Below are 24,743 nucleotides of genomic sequence, written 5' to 3'. Positions count from 1 at the left end.
ACATTCGGGCGCGCGGCGATACGCGCACCGTATGCAATGCGGTTCAGTAGGCGGCGCAGTTCGCGCACCGTGATTTATCGCACGCAGTCCGGCGCGTCGAAACACAGTCGAAACACAGTCGAAACACAACACACGCAGTCCGCACGTTCCGTTCCATCCACAGTACGCAGGACGCGCAGTTCAGCGCGCATCAGTCAGCAGGACTACACCGCAGTATTCCCGCCGCATACCGGCTGCTGCCGTCGCAGCCGGTCACACACGGTCCGGCCGCAGTCCGCAACTCGCCCGCGCAACGAGACAGCCGGGTTCAGGAGGAGACGACGCGATGAAGGAGAAGGCCCGCTGGCTGGTGATTTTCTTCTGCTTTCTGGCGATCGCGGTCAACTACATCGACCGGGCGAACCTCGCGGTCGCCGCGCCGCACATCATGAAGGATTTAGGCATCGGGCCGGCCGGCATGGGCTTGCTGCTAAGCGGCTTTTTCTGGACCTATGCAGTGATGCAGTTGCCGTTCGGCTGGTTCGTCGACCGTATCGGCGCGCGTATCGCGCTGCCGCTCGCGGTCGGCTGGTGGTCGGTGTTTACCGCGGCGACCGCGGTGGCGAGCGGCTTCGCCGCGATGTTCGGTTGCCGCCTGATGCTCGGCGCGGGCGAGGCGGGCGCTTACCCGTCGTGCGCGAAGCTTGTCAGCCAATGGTTCGCACGCGACGAACGGGCGCTGGCAACCAGCATCTACGATAGCGGTTCGCGCACCGGTTCCGCGCTGTCGCTGCCGATTGTCGCAGCGATTATCGGCGCGTTCGGATGGCGGGCGTCGTTCGCGATCACCGGCGTGCTGGGTCTGGTGTGGATCGCCGGTTGGCTCGCGCTGTATCGCGAGCCGGCCGCGCATGCCGCGTTCGCCACGCGCAAAGCGGCCGCAGCACAGACCGAGGCGCACGCGCAGCCCGCGGGGCCGGCCATTCGCTGGAGCACACTGTTTCGCTACCGCACCGTATGGGGGATGATGTTCGGCTTCTTCTGCCTGAACTTCGTCATCTACTTTTTTATCACGTGGTTCCCGAGCTATCTGGTCGACGTGCGCGGCTTCTCGTTGAAGTCGCTCGGCACGCTGGGCGTGTTGCCTGCGATCGCGTCGATTCCCGGCGGCTGGTTTGGCGGCTGGCTCTCCGATGCGCTCGTGCGGCGCGGGTGGAGCGCGACCGCCGCGCGCAAGACCTGCATTGTCGGCGGCATGCTGCTGTCGTCGGTCATTACATTGACCGCGGTCGTGCCGGGCGTCTACGAGATGCTCGCGCTCTTCGCGGTCGCATACGGCAGCCTCGCGGCCGCGGCGGCGAGCATCTGGTCGCTGCCGGCGGACGTCGCGCCGACGCCGCAACACGTCGCGTCGCTCGCCGGCATACAGAACTTCGCCTCGAATCTGGCCGGCATCGCGCTCACCACGTTTACCGGCGTGATGCTGCAAATGACCAAAGGCTCGTTCACGATTCCGCTGGTGGTCGCAGGCGTATTTTGCGTGCTCGGCGCCGCGAGTTATCTGTTCGTGGTGGGCCGTGTCGAGCCGTTGAACGCGAAACGCGACGATGCGATCGACGAGCAGGTGTACGCGCGCCATATTTAACGCGATAAGCCGTTGCGAGAGCCGGTAACGGTATCGGTCATTGCCGCGCGCTGTTACGGCGCGCGATTCATTCATCCTTATCCTCCCTGCTCATGCCGAAACATAACATTGATCCGTATTCCGAAGTGATTATCGGCATGGACGCGCTACGCGAGTTTGTCGTGTCGATCTGGCAGGCTGCGGGCAGTGCGTCGCGCGAGGCGGCGCTCGTCGCCGACCATCTCGTCGAGGCGAATCTCGCGGGTCACGACTCGCACGGCGTGGGCATGATTCCGCGCTATATGCGTGCGTGCCGCGAAGGGGAACTGAAGCTCAACTCGCATGCGCAGCTCGTGCGCGATGCGGGCGCCGTGCTGACGATCGAAGGCGCACGCGGCTTTGGCCAGGTTATCGCGTTCGAAGCAATGGAACGCGGCATCGAACGCGCGAGACGACTCGGCGTGTGCGCGATCGGGCTGCGCAACGCGCATCATATCGGGCGCATCGGCCATTGGGCTGAACAATGCGCACGGGCCGGGCTCGTGTCGTTTCACTTCGTCAATGTGGCGGGCGATCCGCTTGTCGCGCCGTTCGGCGGCATCGACCGGCGCTTCGGCACCAATCCGTTTTGCGCGGCGTTCCCGCGCGAGGGACGCGTGCCGCTGGTGCTCGACTTTGCGACGAGCGCGGTCGCGGCGGGCAAGGTGCGCGTCGCGTTCAACAAGGGCGTCGAGACGCCGGCGGGCGTGTTGATCGATGTCGACGGCCGGCCGACCCGCGACCCCGGCGCCCTGTTCAGCGAAGGGCAGCACGGCGCGCTGCTTGCATTCGGCGGCGCGGTGGCAGGACACAAAGGGTCGGGGCTTGCCGCGATGTGCGAGATTTTCGCGGGGGCGTTGTCCGGCGGTTTTACGTCGCGCACCGAGACACTCGTCACCAGCAACGCGATCGTCAACTGCATGTTGTCGGTGATCGTCGACCCGGCGGCGTTTGACGCCCCCGACAAGGATAAGGAAGCGGACGCATTCGTCCACTGGTTGAAGGCGACGCGCCGCGTCGAAGGTGTCGACGAAGTGCTGCTGCCGGGCGAACGCGAGGATGCGACACGCCGCGAGCGGACCGAGACCGGCGTTCCAATCGATATGACGAGCTGGGCGCAAATCATCGACGCCGCGCGCGCAGCGGGCATGACGGATGCCGCGATTGCGCAATACGAGGCACGTTGAAGCGAAGCGTCGAACGCTGAGCCTGGTTCAATGCGCACCGCGTGCGAGGTCCGCGCGCACGAATTCGACAAACTGTTGCACAACCGCATTGTCGCGATCGCTCTGCCATGCGAGGCCGATCCGCCAGCGCGCGGTCGCACCGCGCAATGGCAGGATGCGCGCGTCGCGCAGCAGATATTGCGTGCGCGACGGCAGAAACGCCGCACCGACACCGGCCGCGACAGCGGCGAGAATCGATTGAATGTCGTCCGCGTATTGCACGATGTTCGGGACGAAATGATGCTCGCCGCACCATTCGTCGATCTGCGCGGCAAGCCCAGGACCTTGACGGCGCGATAGCGCGATCAGGCCGAGTTCGTTTAACGCCTGCAGGTTCGACGGCAGGCGCTTCCATTTCACATGCCCGGGCACTGCCAGTGCAAGCGTCTCGTCGACTACGCGGAACGCGGACAGCCCATGCGCGGCAGGCAAGCGCACAAAGCCGACCTCCAGCTGACTGCTGAGCAGGCGCCGCGTCTGTTCGGCCGACGACAGATCGTTCAATGTCACGCTGATGTCCGGGTGCTGCTGCCGGAACTCCGCGATCAGCCGCGGCGCAATCGTGAGCGTCGACAGGCCGAGCCCGACGCGCAGAAACCCGCGTTTGCCGCCGCTTGCCTCGCGTGCGCGCGCGAGCACGTGATCGGCGTTGCGCACGAGGGCTTCGGCGTCGTCGAGAAAGGTCGCGCCGAATACGGTCAGTTCGGCGCCATGCCGCCCGCGTTCGAACAGCTTTGCGCCGAGGCTCGCTTCGAGCGCGGCGATCTGCTTGCTGAGCGCCGGCTGGCTGAGCGCCAGCGCGTCAGCGGCGCGGCCGAAGTGCCTGATGCCGGCGACGGTCAGAAACGCGCGCAGCAGTCTGATTTCCATACGCTGGCTTCCATTCCAGATGGTGATCGAATCGATCGAAAGATTCATTTTACTTATCGATTGTGCGGCGGTCCAATTGGGGCACACGATCAATCCGATCGGATCTGGAGTGTTGCGAGATGACGCCGTCTTCCATCGCGCCGCTGAGGGTGGCGGCCATCCCGTTTGCTTCTCGTCCCGGCGATACGCGTGAAAACGTGTCGCGCGTCGTCGCGTGGCTCGACGAAGCCGCGCGGGCGGGCATCACGCTAGCGGTGTTTCCGGAGGCTTGCCTGAGTGGCGCGAACGGCGCGCTGCGCGCACGCAGGACCAGCCGCGCGCAGTGGCACGCGCTCGCCGAGCCGCTTGACGGCGCTGCGATTGGCGCGATCGCGCAGGCGGTCGAGCGAACTGGTGTGGCGGCAGGCGTCGGCTGGATCGAGCGTGCCGCCGACGGGCGCTGTTTCAATAGCTACGTGGTGTGTTTGCCGGGTGGCGCGCGCTTTTGCCATCGCAAGCTGCATACGGGCGCACAGCAGGTCGGGAACGGCAGCCGCTTCACGGTGTTCGACACGCAATGGGGCGTGCGGGTCGGCATTCTGATCGGCGCGGATAACGAGGTGGTCGAGAATGCGCGGGTCACCGCACTCATGGGCGCGACGCTATTGCTTGCGCCGCACCGGAGTGATCCGGTCGCGGCCGCACGCGGCGTCGACCGCGCGGGCTTCGGTTCAATCGATGCGTTGCGCCGTGCGTTGCCGGGGCGCGCGCTCGATAACGGCACGTTTATCGTGCTGGCCGCAGGCGAGGACGACGGTGCTAGCGCCGGCGCACGGGGCGCGGCGATGATCGTCGACCCGCGCGGCCGGGTGCTGGCTGACTCATTGGCCGGGTCATCGCTTCGTTCATCGGCCGGTTCCGCCGACTTCCTTCCCTTCGTTTCAGCGGTGATCGACCGGTCTCTTGTCGACGCGAGCGTCAGCGGGCATTGGCGCGCCGCGCGCCGCCCCGCGCTGTACCGGCCGTTGACGGCAGCCGCACCTGACGATGCGCAGCCTCCCGAGCGCGCGCCACAGCGTGCGGTCGCACGCGGCGCGGTGCCGATCAGCTTCGCGGTCGTGCGCAGAAGCGTCAAACCGACGCCGTCCGGTGATGCATCGTGACCATGCGCACGATGCGCTGAACACGCGTGCCGGTTCGCAACTGGCCGGGTATGCAGGGCGCGCCTGCACGTCGATGACCTCGCCTGTCGATCGGCCACCCCGACATGGTTCGATGCCCCGATCTGACTGTCTGGCCGACGCGTACACCACTCATCCGATCAGATCCCGGCGTTTGAAAGAATTGGGTGAGTTAGGTAATATTGCGGGCATGGCAGTGCTAAACGGATTGAGGCGGGCCGAGGCAACAGGATGAAGAGAAACCAACGGACGGCGCCGGTTCCCAGCGGTGCCGCGGAAGATAGCGAAGCATGGCTTGCGACGCCCGAGTCGCGCGCCGCGCTGGAGCCGCGGCGCAAGCCGTACTGGCATGCGGTGGGTACCGGCCGGCACCTTGGCTACTACAAGGGCGCGCGTTCGGCCAGCTGGCATGCGCGGCTTTTCATCGGGTCCGGGCGTTACGAGGAAATCCTGCTCGGCAAGGCGGACGACAGCAGCGGCGCCGACGGGCATTCCGTGCTCGACTTCAGCCAGGCGGTCGCGCGCTCGCATGACTGGTGGTCCGGCAAAGGGCGCGGCGTGTCGGCGGGCGAGGCGGACCCGCTCGGCAACGGACGCCGGCCCAAAAAGCGCGTGCAGACCGACCGGCTCGACGAGGTCGCGCTCGCATGGGCGCGCGAGCGTCCGGACCTCGATCTGAGCCTCGTCGGGCTTTTCATGCGCATCAAGCAAGCGCATTTCATGCATGAGCGGCGCCTCGCCGCCATTTCGGAAGCAGTCGGCGTCGATTCCGGCGAACTGCACGTGCTGCTCGCGTTGCGCCGCGTCGGCGCGCCCTATGCGATGCGCCCGACGGACCTGTTCAGGGCGCTGCTCGTCACGTCGGGCGCGGTAAGCAAGCGCATCGACCGGCTCGAACGGGCGGCGCTCGTCGCGCGCATCGACGACAACGAGGACCTCCGGTCGGCGCAGATCGTATTGACCGAACGCGGCGTCGAGCTGGCCGATGCGGCGATCGCTCACGTCGCGGCCGGCCTCGCGACATTGCGCGAGGCCATCGGCATGAGCGATGCCGAATTCAGCGAAGCGGACGCCTACCTCAGGCGCATTCTTGCGGAGATGGGTTGACTGCGCGCGGTCGCTTCCACGCGAGCCGGTGCATCGGCTTACATCCGCGGACGAACTTCATTCCTTGACTAAGTATCTTCCCGGGAAGATATGATGAAAAACGCTGCGCTGCGCGTGCTTGCGGCGCGCGGAAGTGCCGAAGTGCGGAACGGCCGGCCACGGCCGCCGCAATCCGCATGCAGCATCCAATCACCCCATTCACGCGTATTGCCGCCCGGTGTCGTGCAGTTCAGCGAATGCGGGCGCCGATACGTGCAGAACTTCGTAACGGCTCAGATGTGCGGGCAGTTCGGCCTGTGCCCGCGCCCAATAGTCGAATCGAACCAGTCGCCAGCTGAGCGGGTCGAGTCCGACGGCGCGCGCGAGCAGGCCCGGCGTCCGTTCGACGGCGGCATTCGCCGCGTCGATTTCCCGCTTGCGCCGCTCGATCAGATCGGCGTCGCGCGACAGCGTCTCGTCTTCACGTGTGACCGACACAATGGTTTTCGGGTCCGATAGCTGCGCCGAGCGCACGTGCGCGAACCCGGGCCACGTTTGAACCGGCGGCGTGCCGAACGCGTCCTTGATGCCGGCGAACCCGGAGCCGGCCAGAAACCCCCACATCGCCTCGACCCGCGGCCACAGATACACCGGCGCGTACTCGTTGCACGGCGCGCCAAACCGGCCGCGCTCGCGAATCAGGAAACACTTGAGGCCGAGGCCGTCGAGCGTATCGAACGACGGTCCTTTGCTCGCGACGCGCTGGCGGATCACGTTCATGTCGTAATCGGCGGGCAGGCTGATCTGATATTGCATGATGAACATAGAGGTCTCCTGACGCGTGTCACGCATCCTGCACATACGATGCGAGGCCGTTGCCGAACGACCAGTCGTCCCTGTCGTTCGGCGACAGAACGATCTGCACGTCCTCGGGCCGGATGCCGACCTCGGCGGACAGCCGCGCGGCGAGCGATCGATACAACGCCCGCCTGGTCGCCGTATCGCGCCAGCGGCCGGCCACGATATGAATAAGCACGACCTCGTCAGTCCGTTCGATGCCGAGGTAATGCGGGTCGTAGATCAGTTCTCCCGGCTCGCGCTGCTCGATCAGCTGGAAGCGGTCGCCGGGCGGCACGTTGTATGCGTCGACGAGCGTCTGATGAATGCTGTCCGCGATCGCGCGCAACTGCGCGGGGGATCGGCCTTTCAATAGTGAAATCCGGACGAGTGGCATCTGATGCTCCGTTCGCGAACAGCAATAGGTTTGCGCACGCAATCGCCTAACAGATCATCTGATCCGCATACAATGCAATCAGGGTCCTGTGTGGCGATGCCTGGCCCGCAACGCTTGCCGCTGCTCGCGGGCGGCTGTGCGAGGGCACGGCGCGACGTGCATGGCGCCAAGAATACGGAAGAATACGATTCACGAATATCGCAAACTTTCAAACTGACAGATCGGAAAAATCGAACTATGGCGGCTCGCACCAACCTCGATATGGATGTGCTGCGCACCTTCGTGTTGGGCTTCGAACTCGGCAGCTTCGCGCGCGCGGCGGACCGGCTCGGCCGTTCGCAATCGGCCATCAGCGCGCAATTGCACAAGCTGGAAGAGCAGATCGGCACGCCGCTCGTGCAGAAGTCGGGACGGGGTCTCGCGCTCACCACCGCAGGCGAATCGCTGCTCAGCTATGCGAAGCGTCTGCTCGAACTGAACGACGAAGCGGTGGAGACGATTCGCGGCGCGGATCTCGAAGGATGGGTCCGGCTCGGTCTGCCGCAGGACTTTGCCGATACGTTTTTGCCGCAGGTGCTCGGGCGTTTTGCGAGGGCGCATCCGAAAGTGCGCGTCGAAGTGCAAGTCGACGGCAGCGCACGGCTGATCGAAAAGACGCTCAAAGGCGATCTCGATGTTGCGCTCGCGTGGGGCAACAACCCCGGCACGCCGCACGCCGAGTGGGTCGCGAACCTGTCGATCTCATGGGTCGGCCGGCCGGATTCGGGCAATATCCGCGGCCTCGGCGCGGAACCGTTGCCGCTCGTCGCGTTCGAGCCGCCGTGCTCGTTCAGGGCCGCCGGCATCGCCGCGCTCGACGAGGCGAGCATTCCGTGGCGGCTCGCGTTCACGAGCCCGAGTCTGTCCGGGCTGTGGGCCGCGGCCGAAGCGGGCTTCGGCATCACCGTACGCACGACGATCGCGATGCCGCGCACGCTTACCGTGCTCGATCCGCTTGCGACGGGGCTGCCCGTGCTGCCGCCGGTTCCATTGTCGCTGCATCGAACCGAAACGGCCCCGCGGCCCGTCGTGCGCCGCCTGACGGAGATCGTGCTCGAGACGGTGCTCGACGAGATCAACGCCGGCTAGGTCAACGCCGGCCAGGCGCGTGATGCGTGCGCCGCGGCGCCCGATTTAGTCCACGGGTTCGGCGATGTGCGCGGCAAAGCCGGTTTTCTGCGGCGCGATCTCCTCACGCAATGTGAGCGCGGGAATGTGATGCGTGCCGCCGTTAGATGTCGATGATGCTCTGGCATGAGCGCTCGCATCGCGACCCTGCGCATCGGTGGCCGCGCGAGCAGACCGCGGCGGCGGTGTAGCGAGCCTTCGACAAGCATGAATTCGCCGCGTCAAGCGGCGTTTTTCACGCCTGCCGCGCCGACGGCGCGGCAGGCAGCTGTCTACCAGCAGCGCTTTCAGTTCAGTCTCGCGCGCCCATCAGCGCCCGCACATGCGCGCGCGTGCCGTTCGCGAGACCTTCCATGCTGTAGCCGCCTTCGAGAATCGACACGACGTGGCCGCCGCAGGTCTCATCGGCGATCTTCACGAGCTCGCGTGTGACCCAATGGAAGTCGTCGTCATCGAGACCGAGCCCGGCAAGCGGATCGAGCCGGTGTGCATCGAACCCGGCCGAGATGATGATCAGCTCCGGATTGAAGTCGCGCACGGCAGGCAGCATCTCAGCCGAGATGCGCAAGCGGAACAGCGCGGAATCGCAGCCCGTAGGCAGCGGCACATTGACGATGTTGTGCGCGACGCCGGTTTCGGATGCGGCGCCGGTGCCCGGATAGAGCGGCGACTGATGGCTCGATGCATAGAAGAGCTCGGGCCGGTGGAAGAACGCGGCTTGCGTGCCGTTGCCGTGATGCACGTCGAAGTCGACCACGGCGACACGTTCGAGCTTGTGCACCTCGTACGCGTATGCCGCCGCGATCGCTGCCTGATTGAAGATGCAAAAGCCCATTGCGCGCGACGGTTCGGCATGGTGTCCGCACGGGCGCGTCGCGCAGAACACATTGCGCGCATCGCCGTTGAGCACCGCATCGACGCCCGCGCAGGCCGCGCCGACACAGCGCATCACGGCTTCCCATGAACCCGGCGACATCACCGTGTCGCCCGCATCGAGCGGCATGTAGCCCTGCTTCGGCGCGATCTCCGCGACTTCGTCGATAAAGTCGCGGCTATGGACGAGTTCGACCTGTTCGAGCGTGCCGAGCGGCGCGTCGCGCCATTCGAGCGCCGCGAATTCCGGCGCGCGCAACGTGCGCAACACGGTCTTCAGCCGTTCGGGCGACTCGGGATGGCCCGGGCCGGGTTGATGGTTCAGACAGGCGTCGTGGGTATAGACAAGGGTCGGGGACATGGGGGCTGATGACCGGGCGGGCCGGCATCTCATCTCCTGTGCATCGGGAGGTTGCGGGGAAGGCGAGGCCGGTTCGCGGCGCCACGCGTCGCGACCGAACCCCGCCTCGCGTCAATCCGACGAGTGTAGGGCGGCGCGCGGCGTCGCGAATAATCAAACAAACTTTGGCACGCTATAGCCTTTCGTTTATGAACCTGCTCAACTCGTTACATTGGGCGACCGCTGCGGCGCGTGCCGAAACGAAACGAAACGAAACGATCCGATCCGGACTGATCCGATCAACGCAGCGCTTTGCGAACATTGCGGCGCCGACGATTCATTTTGACCTTTCGGTCACTTTGTTCTAGACGTTCTTTGATAGACCTGATTGAACCGCAGCTTACCGCGTCAGCCGGTTCAACCGCATGCCTCATTGTGCGAACGTTTGCCGATCTGGCCTCGCGCGCGGCGCGCCGGGCCCTTGCGCGGGAGAAGTCGAATGAGTTCGAGCTCGAACGGCGCAACCGCGGCGCGCATGCTCCGGCATCAGCGCTGGCTGCAGCGGCTGCCGGGCCTTGCGACAGTGCGCGCGTACCGGCGCGACTGGCTGCGCAGCGATATCGTGTCCGGCATCGTGCTGACGTCGGTGCTCGTGCCGGCCGGCATGGGTTACGCGGAAGCGGCGCACCTGCCGCCGATTTTCGGGCTCTATGCGACCATCGCCTGCACCTTCGCCTATGCGCTGTTCGGGCCGAGCCGGTTTCTCGTGCTCGGTCCCGATTCCGCGCTCGGCGCGCTGATCGCGTCGATCATCCTGCCGATCGCCGGCACGCAGCCTGAGCGGCTGATCGTCGCGGCCAGCATGCTGGCCGTGCTGTCGGGCATCCTGTGCGTGCTGGTCGGCCTGTTTCGCCTCGGCTTCGTGACCGACCTTTTATCGAAGCCGATTCGCGATGGCTATCTGAACGGCGTCGCGCTGACCGTTGTGATCGGCCAGGCGCCGAAGCTGCTGGGTTTCGGTGTCGATGGCAGCAGTCTGCCCGCGGAGGCCGCCGGGTTCGTGCGCGGCGTGCTGGACGGCAAGATCAACTGGGTCGCGTGCGTGCTCGGTGTGGCGAGCCTCGCAGTGATCTTCGGCTGCAAGCGTTGGGCGCCGCGCATTCCCGGCATCCTGGTCGCGGTCGCCGGCGCCGCGGTGGCCGTCGCGGTGTTCGCGCTCGATCGAACCGCGCAGGTGCCGATCGTCGGCAGTCTGCCGCGCGGCTTGCCGCACGTGGCGGTGCCATGGGTGTCGCTGCAGCAGGTGATCGATCTGCTGCCCGGTGCGATCGCGGTCGCGCTGATTTCGCTGGCAGACATCAGCGTGCTGTCGCGCGTATTTGCCGGCCGCACCCGGCAACAGGTCGATCGCGATCAGGAACTGGTGGCGCTCGGCGCCGCCAATATCGTGGCCGGCCTGTTTCAGGGGTTTCCGGTGACGAGCAGTTCGTCGCGCACGGCAGTCGCCGAATCGTCGGGCGCGCGCTCGCAGTTGACCGGCGTGATTGCCGCACTCTGTGTTGCCGCGTTGCTGATGTTCGCGCCGGCGTTGCTGCGCACCTTGCCGACGGCCGCGCTCGCCGCGGTGGTGATCGCGGCGGCGATCGGGCTGTTCGAACTGCGCGCGGTGGCCGCGCTGCTGCGCTTGCGGCCCAGCGAGTTTTTGCAGTCGATCGCCTGTTTTGCCGGTGTCGCGCTGGTCGGCGTGATTCAAGGCATTTTCATCGCGATCGGTCTTGCGCTGCTCGCTTTCGTGTGGCGCGCGTGGCGGCCGTACGATGCGGTGCTCGGCCGCGTCGAAGGACGCAAGGGCTATCACGACGTGTCGCGCCATCCGGATGCGCGCCGCATTCCGGGGCTCGTGCTGTTTCGCTGGGACGCGCCGCTATTTTTCGCGAATGCGGAGATCTTTCGCGATCGCGTCTGGCGGGCGATCGCGGCAGCGGATACGCCGACCAACTGGCTCGTCGTCGCGGCCGAGCCGATCACCGATGTCGACGTGACCGCGGCCGGCATTTTGCGCGAACTGCGTGACGAACTGAAGGACAAGAATATCGGGATCTACTTCGCGGAGCTGAAGGGGCCGGTGAAGGATCTGCTGGTCCGCTACGGCATGTCCGCGGGGCTGATCGCTGAACGCACGTTTCCGACGCTCGGCGTGGCGGTCGACGCGTATCTCGAGCAGCACGACGTCGAGTGGCGCGACTGGGACGAGTGAGGGCGCGACGGATGGGGCGACTGAGGGGTCAACTGGGGGGGGCAACTGAGGGGCCAACTGAGGGGCCAACTGAGGACGCGACTCAAACGCGTGACTTGAGGGACGACCGACGGGACACCTGAGAGCCCGCCGCGCGGCCGCGCCGCTGCGCTACGCCAGGCCCTTATGCCATTCCGGAATAAACGTATCCTATTTGCATCGTTGACGCGCAGCAACATGCGGCCGTAGATTGGTCGTTTTCTTTCGATGGAGTGTTGTTCGTGTCCACGCCCGCGCTCGCCGAGCAGTCCGCGAATCCATCGGCCCGGCTTCAGCAGGATTTCGACATCGTCGCGTTCGACGCGCCGCTCGGCGCCGAAGTGATCGGTCTCGATCTATCGAAACCGCTCGCCGACCATGACTTCGCGCGTATCCACCGCGCGCACCTCGATTACCACGTCGTGGTGTTCCGCGACCAGCGCATCACGCCGGAGCAGCACGTCGCATTCAGTCGCCGTTTCGGCCCGCTGCAGAAACACGTGCTGCATCAGTTTGCGCTGCCCGCGCACCCGGAGATGCTGATCGTCTCGAACATCGTCGAGAACGGCAAGCCGATCGGCCTCGGCGACGCGGGCCACTTCTGGCATTCGGATCTGTCGTACAAGGAAAAGCCGAGCCTCGGCTCGCTGCTGCACGCGCAGGAACTGCCGGCCGAAGGCGGCGATACGCTGTTCGCGAACATGCACGCCGCGTATGACGCGCTGCCCGATGCGCTGCGCAACGCGATTCAAGGTCTGCGCGCCGAGCATACGTATCTCGCGCGCTATGCGGAATTGCAGGCGCGCAGTCCGTGGCGCCCGAACCTGACGCCGGAGCAGATCGCCGAAGTGAAGCCGGTGGTGCACCCGGTGGTGCGCACGCATCCGGAAACCGGCCGCAAGGCGCTGTTCGTCAGCGAGCATTTCACGACGCGCATCGTCGGTCTGCCGGAAGACGAAAGCCGCGTGCTGCTCGACGAACTGTTCGCGCACAGCGTGCGTGCCGAATACGTGTACCGGCATCAATGGCGCGACCACGACATGGTGTTCTGGGACAACCGCTCGCTGATGCATCTCGCGGCGGGCACGCCCGATCATCTGCGGCGCAAGCTGTACCGCACGACGATTGAAGGCGATGCGCCGTTCTGAGCGGTAGCGCGGCGTCGCTTCGTTGACATGTGTGGCAAAAAAGAAAAAAGTCCCGGCATCGATCGATACCGGGACCTAAACCCATGTCCAAAGACTGGCCAAAGCAAGCGCTAAAGCGCCCACTTCGGTCGACTCGCTGCACAAACCGCGGTCAGTGTCGAACCGCTGACCGTGACTTACGCAGCGTTGGATTCACAGAGGAGACGAGACCATTCTATCGGCTCCTCCGGCGCACTCAAACCAAGCGATTCGTATAACGTTATTTCTTCGGTTTGCGCACTGCGCGCACCTTGCCGCTCGTGCCGCCGCCGCAATAGAACACGTCGGCCCCGTTCGACTCGAGTCCCGATACGCCGATACCCGACGGCATATCGAGCTTTTCGAGCACCTCTCCCGTTTGCGTATCCACATGCCGCAACTCGCTTGCGTCGTTTTCCCACGTCGCATGCCAGAGTTCCGAGTCGACCCACGTGACGCCGGTGACGAAGCGATTCGATTCGATCGTGCGCAGAATCGCGCCGGTCTGCGGATCGATCTGATGGATCTTGCGTTCGCGGTACACACCGACCCATAACGTGCCCTCGGCCCATGTGAGGCCGGAATCGCCGCCATTGCCCGGCGCGGGAATGGTCGCGAGCACGCGGCCGGTGTCCGGGTCGATCTTCTGGATGCGGCTATCGGCAATCTGAAACAGGTGCCGGCCGTCGAACGCGGTGCCCGCGTCGGCTGCGACGTCGATCGAGCGCAGCGTGTTGCCGGTCGACGGATCGAATGCCTTGAGTGTCGCGCCGGCCGCAATCCATACGCGCTGACCGTCATAGGTGACGCCGCCTATCTTGTCGACGCCGGGGAACGGGCCATACTCGTGAAGCACTTCGGCGGCGGATCGTTTCATGATGTCTCCCGTGGGGTCTGGTGAACGCTTTAGCGCCTGGCTGGCATTGTGCAGCGAGTCCAGATGGTGTGTCGATGCAGGCATCCTATCCGCTCGACCGCGACGCCGGGGAGTAACAAGACCGTCGCGAATCGTGAATCGGCACGCCGGCCTGATGCGTGAGGCGTGACGCCCGATGCACTGCGCCCAACGCCCAACGCGTTACGCACTAAGCACTACGCGCACGCATCCAGTAGTTCAACGCCGCGCACAACACGAGCAGCGTGCCGGTCACGAAGAACACCTGATGCAGGCCCGCATGCGCGCCGATCTGGCCGCCGACGAGTGGGCCGATCACCTGTCCGGAGAATTGCGCCGATTGCAGATAGCCGAGCGTCTTGCCCGAGTGGCTTTCGTCGACGAGGTGACGCACCATCTTCGCGATCGACGGCAACAGGCCCGCGATCGTCATGCCCATCAGGCCGCGCAGCAGCGCCAACTGCCACCAGTGCGTGACGAACGCTTGCGGCAGCATCAGCAGGCCGGTCACCACGAGGCAGCCGATGATCACGTTCCAGCTGCCGATGCGATCGGCGAGCGCACCCAGGCGCGGCGCGGTCAGCATGCTGCCGAACGCGGATGCCGCCATGATGATGCCGGCCATGCGCGCGAGGTGTGCGTGCGGCACGCCGAGCTGGGCGACGTACACGGTGATGATCGGCTCGATCGACATATTGGCGAACAGCACCGTCATCGCGGTGACGAGCAGCGACGCGATGACCGCGCGATGCGCGTTCGGGCTGCGCTCGCCGGTCGCGTCGCTGCGGGGCTTCGTATCGGCGTGGCGGTCGAAATCTTCGCGCACGAAGAGGATGGTCGCGGCGGCCGCGACGGCGATCATTGCGCCGCCGACGAAGAACGTGCCGCGAATGCCGACCAGATCCGGCAGGAAGCCGCCGACCAGCGGCCCGATCAGATTGCCTGACAGCGCGCCGGTGGAGAGCACGCCGAGCGCCCATCCGGCGCGCTCGCGCGGCGCTTGCGTGCCGATCATCACGATGGAAGCCGACGCGTACCCGCCGACCAGGCCGGCCACGAGGCGCAGCGCGACGAGCTCGGTGACGCTGTGCGCGATGCCGATCAGCGACATCACGACCGCCATGCCGAGCGCCGCGCGCACGAGCATCGGTTTGCGGCCGTAGCGATCGGCAAGACGCCCCCAGATCGGCGCGGTGATCGCGGTGCCGAAGAAGGTCGCGCCGAACGAGACGCCGGACCATTGCACGACGTCGGCCGGCGACTTCACGCCGAGTTGCGCAACGTACAACGGCAGGAACGGCAGCAGCATGCTCAGGCTGACGAGCGTGGTGAACGAGCCGAATACGCAGACGGCGAGATTGCGTTGCCAGTACGACTGGTTGCGCAGCACGTAGCTGGCGGGTTCGGATTGCGGTGCGTGCGCCGGTTCGAGTGCGTCGGCGGAAAGTGCCATGGGACCCTCGTGTTGGTCAGTCCATGCCGCGCCGCACGCGGGAGGACGTCGATGACATCACGTCATTTCACTGAATGCTGGCGGCGCGACCCGTGACGCGATGCGCGCTGGCGACCCACACAGGATAGGCGTCAACCCGCATCATAAAAAATGAATTGATGAGATTCGATGCATTCTGATTTGTGATGAATTGATGCTGATAGGCATCACTCAGGTCGGCCACCGCTCGGCTGCGGTCCGATATCGTTGCCACGACCGCATGGTCTGACTCGAAGGCGGGGCCCAACGTCTGATCGATTTCACTGTGCCCGCGCCTTCCAATATCCTCCGCTTTATCACATCATAGATATGAGGATTCCACACTAAAAATAGGGGGGAAAATGCTGCTTGAGCGTAAATACTTTCGAGATATCGACCTGAACGATCCGTTCTTTGACTCGCTTAAAGCTAGCTATTCCGAGTTCTCGGAATGGTTTGTCAGAAAAAATCAAGATACTGCTTACGTTTTCACAAACCAGAATGGTGCTATCGATGGCTTTCTGTACATAAAGATTGAGGAAGGCGCCGTTTCCGATGTCGATCCAGTGTTGCCAGCTGCCAAACGCTTAAAAATCGGAACGCTCAAGATCAACGCGCATGGTACGAAACTCGGTGAACGGTTTATCAAGAAGATTTTCGATCATGCGACCTACGAAGGTGTCCAGGAGATCTATGTGACGGTCTTCGACGAGCATGCCGCGTTGATCGCGCTGTTAGAGCGCTACGGCTTCATCCGGCGCGCGTCCAAGACATCTGTCAATGGCATTGAATCGGTGTTCGTCAAACGGCTCTGCGACGTTCATGACGATGTCGTCGCGCGGTACCCGGTCGTGAGGCTTGCCGGTCAACGAGCGTATCTGCTTTCGCTAAAGCCTGAATGGCATACGCGCTTGCTACCGGACTCGATTCTCAAGACGGAAACTGCGGACATCGTGCAGGACGTTTCGCATACCAATAGCATCCATAAGGTGTATCTCACTGCAATGAGGGGCGTGGACGCGCTCAGGCTCGGCGACGTGCTGTTAATTTACCGAACCTCCGACGGGCTGGGGGCCGCTCATCATCGCTCCGTTGCGACGTCGGTTTGCGTCGTCGAAGAATTTCGTTCGATCCACTCTTTTCCATCCCGCGATGCGTTTCTAGTCTATTGCAGACCGTACAGCGTCTTCACGGAAGACGAGTTAAGCCGCTTCTGGGCGACCCGGCGTTATCCTTATGTGATCCGTTTTACATACAACATCGCGTTGAAGAAGCGAATCACGCGTGGCGCGATGATTGAAAATGCCGGACTGGACGCAAGCGCGTATTGGGGCTTTCTGCCCCTTACCCATGCGCAGTTTCTCAACATCATTAGACAAGGGGGTGTGCATGAAAGTCTTGTTATCCATTAAGCCCGAATTTGCCGAGAAGATCCTTCTCGGAGAAAAGCATTTCGAATTCAGAAAGGCGCTTCCGAAGGCGTCAGGCGTAAAGACCGCCCTGATCTATGCCACGAAGCCGGTGGGAAAGGTTGTCGGCGAGTTCGATATTGACGGATTCATCTCCGAATCGCCTCGCAAACTGTGGTCTCGTACCAAGGGGTTTTCCGGCATTACGAAGCGGTTCTTCAACGAGTATTTCGCCGGGCGTGAGGTCGCGCACGCGATCAAGGTGAAGGATGCGCGGCGCTACGAGAAGCCGCTTGAGTTGCCGTCCGTGCTGGAAAGCGGCGTCGCGCCCCAATCCTTCTGCTATGTGTCGTAGACGCGTTTCCTCCAGGTGCTACGCATCCGGCAACGCCCCAGCCAGCAGCAACACCGCCGAAAACCCCGGCACGGCCGGCGTCATCCAGCGCTGCGCGCGGCCGCGTCCGAACGACTGCACCTTGCCGCCGCGCGCGAGCGATTCGAGTGCGCGCTGCACGGTCCGCTGGCTTGCGCCCAGCGCAAGCGCGAGCGCCGAGCTCGACCACGCTTCGCCATCCGACAGAAATGCGAGCATCGCCGCGTGCTCGCCTTCGACCGGCTGCGCAAGCACCACCACTTCGCGCGGCCTGCGCGGCGCCAGCGCGAAGCCGCGTGCGGTCGCGTGCACGCCGGCGAGCGGGCGCAATATCGCGCGCAAGCGCCCGAGCTCGACGCGCAATCGCGCGCGATGCGTGTCGTCCGCGTGCTTCGTACGGAACGCGCGCGCGATCAGCGTGTCGCGCGGCACATCGCCGGGCCACGCTTCGGCGAGTGCGCGCGCCAGCGTGAACAGCACCGGCCGCCGCGCGAGCGGCACCACCGTATCCGCATCGCGCACGGCATAACGGCACGCATCGATCACGAGCGCGTCCGACTTCAGCAGCGCTTCCACCTCGTCGAGCAGCAACGCCTTTTCGTTGCCGCCCGTAATGCTACGGGCGGCGGGCGCATCCAGCACCCGCGATGCGCTTTCCACCTCCGCGCTTAGCGCCGCAATGCCGGCCACGCGCGCCGCATGCGCCGCGCGGGCGAGCGCCGCGCGTGCCGGGCCGCTGCGCAAGCGGCGCATCGCGATACCCGCCACCACCAGTTCGTGCGCCGCGCTCAACGCGGGCGGCAGCGGCGTGGGCTCGAGTCCGGCAAGCAAAGCCTCAGCATCGTCGAGGCGCCCGATCAGCAGCAGCCGCCGCACCGCGAGGTAGCGCGCATGCGCGGCGTTCACGCGGTCGCCGTGCGCCTCGAGCGTCGCCCGCGCCGCGTCGAGCGCTTTCGCGGGCCAGCCGAGATCGCGCGATGCGAGTGCGATTTCCGCTTCGGCGACCACGCAGCGCGCTCGCGCGACCGCCTCTTTCGCGCCGAACGCTCGCGCCGCGCTGCGCACCAGCGCCTTCGCGCGAGCCAGCTCGCCAAGCTGCGCCATCGCAATGCCGCGCAGTGCGAGCGCGGGCGCGTCGTCGCGCAACGCCACGCGATTGAGTGCGCCGAGCGGATCGCCGGCTGCAAGGGCGCGCGCGGCCGAGGTGATCAACGAATCCATTCAGACGAATCCCGACACACTTGTCACTCCCCTGGTTGCGATCAGGCCAGCTAATCTGGCTTCACGACTGCGGCATTGTGCTGCTTCGGCAATCCGACATCCGTCACAGGATACCTAAAGGAGGGACGAAAGATGACGACACATCCAACCGCAACCCGCGAGCAATGGCTCGCTGCGCGGCTCGAACTGCTTGAAGCGGAAAAGGCCTATACCCGGCGTGGCGACGAACTCGCGCAGCAGCGTCAGGCGCTGCCGTGGGTGCGTGTCGACCAGACCTACCGGTTCGACACCGATCAAGGCAGTGCGACGCTGCCCGATCTTTTCAGAGGGCGCTCGCAACTGATCGTCTATCACTTCATGTTCGGGCCGGACTACAAGGCCGGCTGCCCGTCGTGCTCGGCGATTGCCGACGGATTCGACGGCATCGCGGTGCATCTGGCGCACCACGACGTGATGCTGATGGCCGTGTCGCGCGCGCCGCTTGCGAAGCTGCATGCGTACAGGCAGCGCATGGGCTGGACGTTTCCGTGGGCGTCGTCGCTCGACAGCGACTTCAACTTCGATTTCAACGTGTCGTTTACCGCCGAGCAGCAGAAGAGCGGTGCGGTCGAATACAACTACGAGCGTGGCGGCCACGCGATGGATATGACACCGCCGCCGGCGCCGGTTGCCGAGTTCGCCGCGCGCTGCGGCACGGATGCGGCGACCTATGCGCAAGACAGACCGGGACTCAGCACCTTCGTGCTCGAAGACGGCGTCGTCTACCACGCGTATTCGACGTATGCGCGCGGCGTCGACAGCGTGTGGGGCATGTATCAGTGGCTCGACCGCGCGCCGAAGGGGCGCAACGAAACGGGGGTCTGGTGGCGCCGGCATGACGAGTACGACCGCGACCGCAACGCCAAAGCAGCGGGGTGAACCGTGAACGTTGTCCGCACAACCATTGCCCGGCCATCGGCCGTAGCGCTTGCAGCGCGTGGTACACCACGGCGAGCGTCGCGGCGCGCGTTCGTCGGCGTCTGCGCGTTGCTGTTCATCGCGAGCGCTGTGCTGACGGTGATCGGCTGTGTGTCGATGTCGACGGCGGGCGAGATGCCGATGCCCGGCGGCTGGTCGATGTCGATCGCATGGTCGCGGATGTGCGGGCAATCGTGGCCGCGCGCCGCGATGTCGTTCGTCGGCATGTGGATCGTGATGATGGTCGCGATGATGCTGCCATCGCTTGCGCCGGTGCTATGGCGTTATCACGAGGCGGTCGGCCGTTTGGGCCACGCGCATGCGCGCGCGGCACGATTGACCGCGGCGGTCGGCATCGGTTACTTCGTGGTTTGGGCCGCGCTCGGCGCGGCCGTGTTTCCGCCGGGTGCGGCGCTCGCCGCGCTCGCATGGCAATGGCCCGCGCTTGCGCGCACCGGTCCGCTTGCGCTCGGCGCCGTCCTGCTGATGGCCGGCATGCTGCAGTTCAGCGCGTGGAAGGCGCATCTGCTCGCTAGCTGCCGGCCCGCATTCGCTTGTGCCCAGGCATTGCCGCCGGAGATCGGCGCCGCCTGGCGGACCGGTGTGCGCCACGGGCTGCATTGTGCGGGCTGCTGTGCGGGTCTGATGATCGTGCTGCTCGCTGCCGGCATGATCGATCTGCGCGCAATGGCAGCCGTGACCGTGGCGACTACCGCCGAGCGTCTCGCGCCGCAAGGCGAATCTGTTGCGCGCGTTATCGGCGCGGTGATCGTCATGGTCGGCTTGCTGATGTTCGTGCGCGTTGCTGCTACCGGCACGTAATGTGCCGATAGAATCACCCGATCAAACCCGGTAAATGAACCGCTCGGATGCGGCACGTCGCTTCAATACCGCCACCACCCCGGCCCCCATGGACCCCAATCCCACGCGGCTTCCTCATTCATCTGCGCGGTCATCTGCTGCTCGCGCGCGAGGTTGGCCTGGAACTGCTGGCGCCGGTAGGTATCCCACGCGTTCTGGTCGCCGATATAAAGGCAGCCGCACGCATAAGGGTCCGCATAAAGAAAGACCACGCGCGAACCTTGCATCTTCTGCACGACGCGATTGGGCGGCAGCGTCTGCAGCTGGAGCCTGCGCTCGGGCGTATTGGCCGGAAGGATCGTGAAGCCCGCGGCTGCCAGCATGTCGTCTTTTTCGCTCGCGCGTTCCTGTGGCGACGCGCACGCGCCCAGCACGCCGCAAGCGACGATCGCGATAGTCATTCGGATTGAATGTGGCCGCATGATGTTCTCCCGGTGCGATGCAACGTGCATGGCATCACTGGATGCCGAAACGGAACGACAGGCGCTGATGCCCGCTGCCGGACACGGTAACGGCCTGATGCTGTTCTTCCGTCTTGTACCGCGCGTAAACGGTATAGCTGCCCGTGGGCAATTTCGCCAGCATAGAGGGTCCGCGCGCGACGGTTTGTGCCAATCTGCATCAGGCATTCCCCGGTGCGGCGGCGTTGAATGTGCCGCTGTCATAGAATCGAGGTCCGCGCGCTTGCGCGTTCGCGCGGCGCGCGCCGCGCAGCGCCGCGATGCGGCGCCGAACGATGCCCGGCGGATGTCGGGCAGATGTCGGACAGGCATCAGGCCAGTATCGCAAGCAGATATCCAGCACGGAGTCAGACGATGAACACCGCTCTCCAGCACGACACAGCCGGCCACCGCGAAATCTGGCTGATCCGTCATGGCGAAACGGAGTGGAGCCTCAACGGCAAACACACCGGACGCACCGATATCCCGCTCACCGAACATGGATGCGAACAGGCGCGCGCACTGCTGCCGTTGCTGCGCGACGTGCACTTCGATGCGGTGCTGTCGAGCCCGCGCATGCGGGCGCTCGATACATGCCGGCTGGCAGGCCTCGGCGAACGCGTCGAAGTGGAGCCCGAATTGCGCGAGTGGGATTACGGCATCTACGAAGGTCGCACCACCCCGGAGATTCACGAGAGCGTGCCCGATTGGGCGGTGTGGCATTCGCCGATTCCGCAAGGCGAGAGCGCTGCCCAGGTGCAGGCGCGCGCGTCCGCACTGATCGAGCGCCTGCTGGCGATGCCGGGACGCATTGCGCTCTTTTCGCATTCGCATTTCTTGCGCTCGCTTGCCGGATGCTGGATAGCGAATGCGGTTACGTTCGGCGCGCATCTGTATCTCGATACCGCGTCCGTCAGCATTCTCGGCTTCGAGCGCGACACGCGCGCGATTCGAAGGTGGAACACGCTGCCGTCCACTCACGGTTGACACGGCGCAGGCGTTTTCTTTCGTTTTCCTGCTTCGCTGCTTCGGTTTTTTCGCGCTGCCATTCATCAGGCCACGCTGCCGCGCTCGGTGCGTGCGGCGCGAGCGCGATGTGCGTGGCGAGTGTGACGCTGTCTTGACTAGCCAATGCGCTGGCAGCTGTCGCATCCGCTCCGCAGCCAAGCGACCGCCATAGCGCGACCCCTTGGTGTGCGCACGCGGATTCGACGGCTCGCCCGGCTCACGCCTTCTCATGAAAAATATGTCGCCGTATGTCACGGCGCGCTGCCGCGCGCCCGCATAGCCGCGCCCGCGCACGCGCCCGCGGCGGTGAAACATCGCGACATAGTTTGTCGATGGCTTTTAACCGCGCCGCTTTCTAGAGTGCCTGCGTGGGACGCGACGGTGTGCACGCAACGATTCAGCCAGCCGACGCGCCAGACCCCGGCCCTGAACCTGTCGATCTCTCTTTCATCATGGCACACTCCCTGACGCTCACCTACATCGTGTCGCTGGCCTTCGTCGGCATTTCTCTGATCGAAGCATTCGTGCTGAACTGGCGAAGCCGCCATCGCGGCGGCGAACCGTTCGACTGGAATGAAATGCGGCTCTCGCTGATCGACATGGTCGGCCGCAAGCTGATCGATCTGGTGCCGCTGTCGCTGGCGGCGCCGCTGCTCGCGTTCGCGTGGCATCACCGCATTCACACGGTCGCGATGCCCGCGGTGCCGATGTTTTTCACGGTCTTTCTCGCGCAGGAGTTCTGCTACTACTGGTATCACCGCACCGCGCATCGCATGCGGCTGATGTGGGCGACGCACGCGGTGCACCACTCGCCGAACCAGTTGACGCTCGCGACCGCGTACCGGCTCGGCTGGACCACGAAATTCTCCGGCATGGGCCTGTTCTTTCTGCCGCTCGTCTGGCTCGGCGTGCGTCCCGAGATCGCGATGCTGACGCTGTCGATCAACCTCTGGTATCAGTTCTGGATTCACAACACCTGGACGCCGAAGCTCGGCTGGCTCGAATATGTGATCAACACGCCGTCCGCCCACCGCGTGCACCATGCGTCGAATCTCGAGTATCTCGATGCGAACTATGGCGGCGTGCTGATCGTATTCGACCGGATCTTCGGCACCTACGTGGCCGAGCGCAAGGATCTGCCGTGCCGTTACGGCCTCGTCACGCCGACCCGTACGCGCAATCCGTTCGTCGTCGAATTCGAGCACTGGGCGACGCTCGTGCGCGACGTCGTGTCGGCAAAGAACGTGCGCGTCGCGCTCAGCCACATCTTCTGCCCGCCGGGCTGGCTGCCCGACGGCAAAGGCGAAACCACCGAAGACATGCGCCGCCGCGCGGCCGAACAGGCGGCCGTGCAGGCCCGCGCACGGGCGCTCGTGCGGGCAACCGAAATCTTATGGCTGGCTGCCGCCGGACATGCTCTGAAACACCCCGTCGCGACGCACCCACGCATGCATCAGCGCGGCGGCGAGATGGCCGAGAATCAGCAGGAAGAACGCATAGCCGAGCAGGCCATGCACACGCCGCAACTGACCATAGACGACGATATCGTGCGGCAGGATCGGCGGCAGCTCAAAGCCCTTCCACATGATGACCGGATAGCCTCCCGCGGACTGCATCGCCCAGCCGATCAGCGGCATGGCGATCATCAACGCATAGAGCACGTAATGTGACGCCTTCGCCGCGACGGCCTGGATGCCCGGCAGGTCGGCGGGCAGCGGCGGCGGGCGATGCGTGAGCCGCACCGCGAGGCGGATCAGCGCGAGGATCAGGATCGCAATGCCGAGCGGCCGGTGCCACGCGAGCAGTTCGGGATACCGCACGCTGACCGTCGACACCATGCCGGCGCCGATATACAGCATCGCGAGTATCAGCAGCGCCATCAGCCAGTGCAGGATGCGTGCGGGCAACACGAAGTAAAGCGGCGACTGCGCTTGCGGAACATTCTTCGGGGCATTCATTTGGCCTCTCCCTTGTTCTGGAGTTCGAGCGTGATCGCATCGGGGCGCGGGCCTTCGGCCGCGCGCCGCTGGAACGACACCGAGTACGCGGCGGAGCGCGCGGGCAGCAGCGGGTCTTCGGAGCGGGCCACGCCCTTGGGCAGAATCAGCGGGTCGTAGTTGTAGTCGCGGCAGTGACCGTCCTCTTCGGTCGCGATCTGGTCGAACACCAGTGTGCCGGCGTCGATGCGCTGATGATCAGGGCCCCACGCGACGGTCGCGTTGTCGGTCTGGTCGCCCGGATTCGCCGGCACGAGGATCATGTGCCACTTCACGGGCCCATTGTGAACGCGCTGCAGCAAGTCGTTGAACAGGAAGTTCGGCCCCAGCGCGGCGACCTTGCTCTTGTCGAGCGCCATAAACGGCTGCTCGGGCTCGAACTGCCAGCGCACATAACGCATCGTGCCGGTCGCATCGGTGAAGCGGAATGCATTGATGCTGTAGTACGTGCCGTTCGCGAAGCTCGACGGCATCGGCGTCTTGCCCATGTAGTCGAAGAAGCGCTGCGTTTCCGGATGCGTCGACAGAAAGGTCTTGATCTTTTCCGGATCGGGTTGGTGAGTCGACGGGTCGGGCTTTGTCGCAATCTGCAGCGCAATGAAATCCTTCGGGTTCGATACGACAAAGACCGGCGTCTGGTCGAGCGCCATGCGCCACTCCTCGCCGTCGGATAGCTGAAAACGCATGCCGAGCCCATGGAAGATCTGCTCGGCATCGTTGCTATCGGGCATCGAGCTGCCGGTGTTGAAACGGCCGATCACCGTCGCGGAGCCCGGCGCAAACAGCGCGGCGCGCGACAAGGCGGCGCCCGCGCCGTTCGACTCGAAGTGACCGCTTACGCAAATGCCCTTCGAATGGGCACGCCGGAAGCCGGGGTGAATCGTGCCGGCGTTGTATTGAAGGATGTTGACGAGGGTCGAGCCGCCGACGCGGTTCGGCGTGAGCCAGCCGCCGGTCCACGCGAACAGCAGCAACAGCACGATAACGACGAGCGCGATCGCGACGAACGCGGGCAACGGGTTGCGCGACGGACCGGGAGACGTCATGGGGCGACCTCCGTAGTGCGGGTTGT

24 protein-coding genes and 1 pseudogene are annotated in these 24,743 nt (G+C 64.9%); 13 read left to right on the top strand and 12 right to left on the bottom strand.

Features of this window, described 5'->3' with window-relative positions; all coding sequences use genetic code 11:
- Positions 1-325 precede the first annotated feature (325 nt).
- Together HV675_RS18585 and HV675_RS18580 are read left to right on the top strand one after the other, a co-directional pair.
- Entirely contained in the window at positions 326-1,624 is a 1,299-nt protein-coding gene (locus HV675_RS18585; protein ID WP_175112403.1) for an MFS transporter, read from the top strand.
- A 137-nt stretch (positions 1,625-1,761) separates the two neighbouring features.
- Complete coding sequence (locus HV675_RS18580; protein WP_175112402.1) at positions 1,762-2,829, top strand: malate/lactate/ureidoglycolate dehydrogenase; 1,068 nt, start codon at positions 1,762-1,764, stop codon at positions 2,827-2,829.
- Between the two features lie 27 nt (positions 2,830-2,856).
- Here the strand turns inward: HV675_RS18580 and HV675_RS18575 are convergent, their stop codons facing one another.
- Positions 2,857-3,738 (bottom strand): LysR family transcriptional regulator, encoded by an 882-nt coding sequence (locus HV675_RS18575; protein WP_175112427.1) that lies wholly within the window; start codon positions 3,736-3,738, stop codon positions 2,857-2,859.
- A 119-nt stretch (positions 3,739-3,857) separates the two neighbouring features.
- On the opposite strand from HV675_RS18575, the gene HV675_RS18570 reads away from it, so the two are divergent.
- On the top strand, positions 3,858-4,880 hold the full coding sequence (locus tag HV675_RS18570) for a nitrilase-related carbon-nitrogen hydrolase (protein ID WP_175112401.1): 1,023 nt from the start codon (positions 3,858-3,860) through the stop codon (positions 4,878-4,880).
- Between the two features lie 249 nt (positions 4,881-5,129).
- A complete protein-coding gene (locus HV675_RS18565) occupies positions 5,130-6,005 on the top strand; it encodes a MarR family winged helix-turn-helix transcriptional regulator (RefSeq protein WP_175112400.1) in 876 nt (291 codons plus the stop codon).
- A 198-nt stretch (positions 6,006-6,203) separates the two neighbouring features.
- On the opposite strand, the gene HV675_RS18560 is transcribed toward HV675_RS18565, so the two are convergent.
- Both HV675_RS18560 and HV675_RS18555 read right to left on the bottom strand, forming a co-directional pair.
- Positions 6,204-6,809, bottom strand: a complete 606-nt coding sequence (locus HV675_RS18560; protein ID WP_175112399.1) for a DUF4865 family protein — start codon at positions 6,807-6,809, stop codon at positions 6,204-6,206.
- A 19-nt stretch (positions 6,810-6,828) separates the two neighbouring features.
- Entirely contained in the window at positions 6,829-7,218 is a 390-nt protein-coding gene (locus HV675_RS18555) for a tautomerase family protein (RefSeq protein WP_175112398.1), read from the bottom strand.
- Positions 7,219-7,455: 237 nt separating this feature from the next.
- Here HV675_RS18555 and HV675_RS18550 point away from each other — a divergent pair, with 237 nt between their 5' ends.
- Positions 7,456-8,346 (top strand): LysR substrate-binding domain-containing protein, encoded by an 891-nt coding sequence (locus HV675_RS18550; protein WP_175112397.1) that lies wholly within the window; start codon positions 7,456-7,458, stop codon positions 8,344-8,346.
- Positions 8,347-8,677: 331 nt separating this feature from the next.
- On the opposite strand, the gene HV675_RS18545 is transcribed toward HV675_RS18550, so the two are convergent.
- Positions 8,678-9,619, bottom strand: a complete 942-nt coding sequence (locus HV675_RS18545; protein ID WP_175112396.1) for a histone deacetylase family protein — start codon at positions 9,617-9,619, stop codon at positions 8,678-8,680.
- 478 nt (positions 9,620-10,097) lie between these two features.
- Between HV675_RS18545 and HV675_RS18540 the strand changes: the two genes are divergently transcribed.
- Together HV675_RS18540 and HV675_RS18535 are read left to right on the top strand one after the other, a co-directional pair.
- Positions 10,098-11,855, top strand: coding sequence for a SulP family inorganic anion transporter (locus tag HV675_RS18540; protein WP_175112395.1), 1,758 nt, complete (start codon positions 10,098-10,100; stop codon positions 11,853-11,855).
- 260 nt (positions 11,856-12,115) lie between these two features.
- Positions 12,116-13,021, top strand: a complete 906-nt coding sequence (locus HV675_RS18535) for a TauD/TfdA dioxygenase family protein (protein ID WP_246270379.1) — start codon at positions 12,116-12,118, stop codon at positions 13,019-13,021.
- Between the two features lie 259 nt (positions 13,022-13,280).
- On the opposite strand, the gene HV675_RS18530 is transcribed toward HV675_RS18535, so the two are convergent.
- The 3 genes from HV675_RS18530 to HV675_RS18520 all read right to left on the bottom strand — a co-directional run bounded on the left by HV675_RS18530 (position 13,281) and on the right by HV675_RS18520 (position 15,610).
- Positions 13,281-13,916, bottom strand: coding sequence for an outer membrane protein assembly factor BamB family protein (locus tag HV675_RS18530; protein ID WP_175112393.1), 636 nt, complete (start codon positions 13,914-13,916; stop codon positions 13,281-13,283).
- A 208-nt stretch (positions 13,917-14,124) separates the two neighbouring features.
- Positions 14,125-15,387, bottom strand: coding sequence for an MFS transporter (locus HV675_RS18525; RefSeq protein WP_175112392.1), 1,263 nt, complete (start codon positions 15,385-15,387; stop codon positions 14,125-14,127).
- 67 nt (positions 15,388-15,454) lie between these two features.
- Positions 15,455-15,610, bottom strand: a complete 156-nt coding sequence (locus HV675_RS18520; protein ID WP_175112391.1) for a hypothetical protein — start codon at positions 15,608-15,610, stop codon at positions 15,455-15,457.
- 157 nt (positions 15,611-15,767) lie between these two features.
- Between HV675_RS18520 and HV675_RS18515 the strand changes: the two genes are divergently transcribed.
- Both HV675_RS18515 and HV675_RS18510 read left to right on the top strand, forming a co-directional pair.
- Positions 15,768-16,817: a GNAT family N-acetyltransferase gene (locus tag HV675_RS18515; protein WP_175112390.1), complete on the top strand. Its 1,050-nt coding sequence runs from the start codon at positions 15,768-15,770 to the stop codon at positions 16,815-16,817.
- A complete protein-coding gene (locus HV675_RS18510) occupies positions 16,795-17,169 on the top strand; it encodes an ASCH domain-containing protein (RefSeq protein ID WP_175112389.1) in 375 nt (124 codons plus the stop codon). Before HV675_RS18515 ends, HV675_RS18510 begins: the two co-directional genes overlap by 23 nt.
- 18 nt (positions 17,170-17,187) lie before the next feature.
- Here the strand turns inward: HV675_RS18510 and HV675_RS18505 are convergent, their stop codons facing one another.
- A complete protein-coding gene (locus HV675_RS18505) occupies positions 17,188-18,408 on the bottom strand; it encodes a helix-turn-helix domain-containing protein (RefSeq protein WP_175112388.1) in 1,221 nt (406 codons plus the stop codon).
- Between the two features lie 132 nt (positions 18,409-18,540).
- Between HV675_RS18505 and HV675_RS18500 the strand changes: the two genes are divergently transcribed.
- A complete protein-coding gene (locus HV675_RS18500; RefSeq protein WP_175112387.1) occupies positions 18,541-19,326 on the top strand; it encodes a DUF899 domain-containing protein in 786 nt (261 codons plus the stop codon).
- A gap of 108 nt (positions 19,327-19,434) precedes the next feature.
- A complete protein-coding gene (locus HV675_RS18495; RefSeq protein ID WP_246270378.1) occupies positions 19,435-20,187 on the top strand; it encodes a DUF2182 domain-containing protein in 753 nt (250 codons plus the stop codon).
- A gap of 62 nt (positions 20,188-20,249) precedes the next feature.
- Here the strand turns inward: HV675_RS18495 and HV675_RS18490 are convergent, their stop codons facing one another.
- Complete coding sequence (locus HV675_RS18490; RefSeq protein ID WP_246270376.1) at positions 20,250-20,627, bottom strand: hypothetical protein; 378 nt, start codon at positions 20,625-20,627, stop codon at positions 20,250-20,252.
- A 55-nt stretch (positions 20,628-20,682) separates the two neighbouring features.
- Positions 20,683-20,811, bottom strand: a complete 129-nt coding sequence (locus tag HV675_RS32770; protein WP_281364076.1) for a hypothetical protein — start codon at positions 20,809-20,811, stop codon at positions 20,683-20,685.
- 230 nt (positions 20,812-21,041) lie between these two features.
- On the opposite strand from HV675_RS32770, the gene HV675_RS18485 reads away from it, so the two are divergent.
- Together HV675_RS18485 and HV675_RS18480 are read left to right on the top strand one after the other, a co-directional pair.
- Complete coding sequence (locus tag HV675_RS18485; RefSeq protein WP_175112385.1) at positions 21,042-21,653, top strand: histidine phosphatase family protein; 612 nt, start codon at positions 21,042-21,044, stop codon at positions 21,651-21,653.
- Between the two features lie 473 nt (positions 21,654-22,126).
- Positions 22,127-22,777: pseudogene (locus HV675_RS18480) on the top strand (sterol desaturase family protein); the annotation flags it as partial.
- 288 nt (positions 22,778-23,065) lie between these two features.
- Here HV675_RS18480 and HV675_RS18475 read toward each other — a convergent pair.
- On the bottom strand, positions 23,066-23,632 hold the full coding sequence (locus HV675_RS18475) for a cytochrome b (RefSeq protein WP_175112384.1): 567 nt from the start codon (positions 23,630-23,632) through the stop codon (positions 23,066-23,068).
- Positions 23,629-24,717 (bottom strand): catalase family peroxidase, encoded by a 1,089-nt coding sequence (locus HV675_RS18470; protein WP_175112383.1) that lies wholly within the window; start codon positions 24,715-24,717, stop codon positions 23,629-23,631. Before HV675_RS18470 ends, HV675_RS18475 begins: the two co-directional genes overlap by 4 nt.
- Positions 24,718-24,743: the final 26 nt, after the last annotated feature.

This window comes from Paraburkholderia solisilvae, from assembly GCF_902859875.1.
GTDB classification, from domain to species: domain Bacteria; phylum Pseudomonadota; class Gammaproteobacteria; order Burkholderiales; family Burkholderiaceae; genus Paraburkholderia; species Paraburkholderia solisilvae.
The sequence above is the reverse complement of the archived record's forward strand: the minus strand, read 5'-3'. Positions and strand labels throughout refer to the sequence as shown.

Coding starts and splice junctions, on each gene's coding strand:
- HV675_RS18585 (WP_175112403.1), top strand. CDS start 326: ATGAAGGAGAAGGCCCGCTGGCTGGTGATTTTCTTCTGCTTTCTGGCG.
- HV675_RS18580 (WP_175112402.1), top strand. CDS start 1,762: ATGGACGCGCTACGCGAGTTTGTCGTGTCGATCTGGCAGGCTGCGGGC.
- HV675_RS18575 (WP_175112427.1), bottom strand. CDS start 3,738: ATGGAAATCAGACTGCTGCGCGCGTTTCTGACCGTCGCCGGCATCAGG.
- HV675_RS18570 (WP_175112401.1), top strand. CDS start 3,858: ATGACGCCGTCTTCCATCGCGCCGCTGAGGGTGGCGGCCATCCCGTTT.
- HV675_RS18565 (WP_175112400.1), top strand. CDS start 5,130: ATGAAGAGAAACCAACGGACGGCGCCGGTTCCCAGCGGTGCCGCGGAA.
- HV675_RS18560 (WP_175112399.1), bottom strand. CDS start 6,809: ATGTTCATCATGCAATATCAGATCAGCCTGCCCGCCGATTACGACATG.
- HV675_RS18555 (WP_175112398.1), bottom strand. CDS start 7,218: ATGCCACTCGTCCGGATTTCACTATTGAAAGGCCGATCCCCCGCGCAG.
- HV675_RS18550 (WP_175112397.1), top strand. CDS start 7,456: ATGGCGGCTCGCACCAACCTCGATATGGATGTGCTGCGCACCTTCGTG.
- HV675_RS18545 (WP_175112396.1), bottom strand. CDS start 9,619: ATGTCCCCGACCCTTGTCTATACCCACGACGCCTGTCTGAACCATCAA.
- HV675_RS18540 (WP_175112395.1), top strand. CDS start 10,098: ATGAGTTCGAGCTCGAACGGCGCAACCGCGGCGCGCATGCTCCGGCAT.
- HV675_RS18530 (WP_175112393.1), bottom strand. CDS start 13,916: ATGAAACGATCCGCCGCCGAAGTGCTTCACGAGTATGGCCCGTTCCCC.
- HV675_RS18525 (WP_175112392.1), bottom strand. CDS start 15,387: ATGGCACTTTCCGCCGACGCACTCGAACCGGCGCACGCACCGCAATCC.
- HV675_RS18515 (WP_175112390.1), top strand. CDS start 15,768: ATGCTGCTTGAGCGTAAATACTTTCGAGATATCGACCTGAACGATCCG.
- HV675_RS18510 (WP_175112389.1), top strand. CDS start 16,795: ATGAAAGTCTTGTTATCCATTAAGCCCGAATTTGCCGAGAAGATCCTT.
- HV675_RS18505 (WP_175112388.1), bottom strand. CDS start 18,408: ATGGATTCGTTGATCACCTCGGCCGCGCGCGCCCTTGCAGCCGGCGAT.
- HV675_RS18500 (WP_175112387.1), top strand. CDS start 18,541: ATGACGACACATCCAACCGCAACCCGCGAGCAATGGCTCGCTGCGCGG.
- HV675_RS18490 (WP_246270376.1), bottom strand. CDS start 20,627: ATGACTATCGCGATCGTCGCTTGCGGCGTGCTGGGCGCGTGCGCGTCG.
- HV675_RS32770 (WP_281364076.1), bottom strand. CDS start 20,811: ATGCTGGCGAAATTGCCCACGGGCAGCTATACCGTTTACGCGCGGTAC.
- HV675_RS18485 (WP_175112385.1), top strand. CDS start 21,042: ATGAACACCGCTCTCCAGCACGACACAGCCGGCCACCGCGAAATCTGG.
- HV675_RS18475 (WP_175112384.1), bottom strand. CDS start 23,632: ATGAATGCCCCGAAGAATGTTCCGCAAGCGCAGTCGCCGCTTTACTTC.
- HV675_RS18470 (WP_175112383.1), bottom strand. CDS start 24,717: ATGACGTCTCCCGGTCCGTCGCGCAACCCGTTGCCCGCGTTCGTCGCG.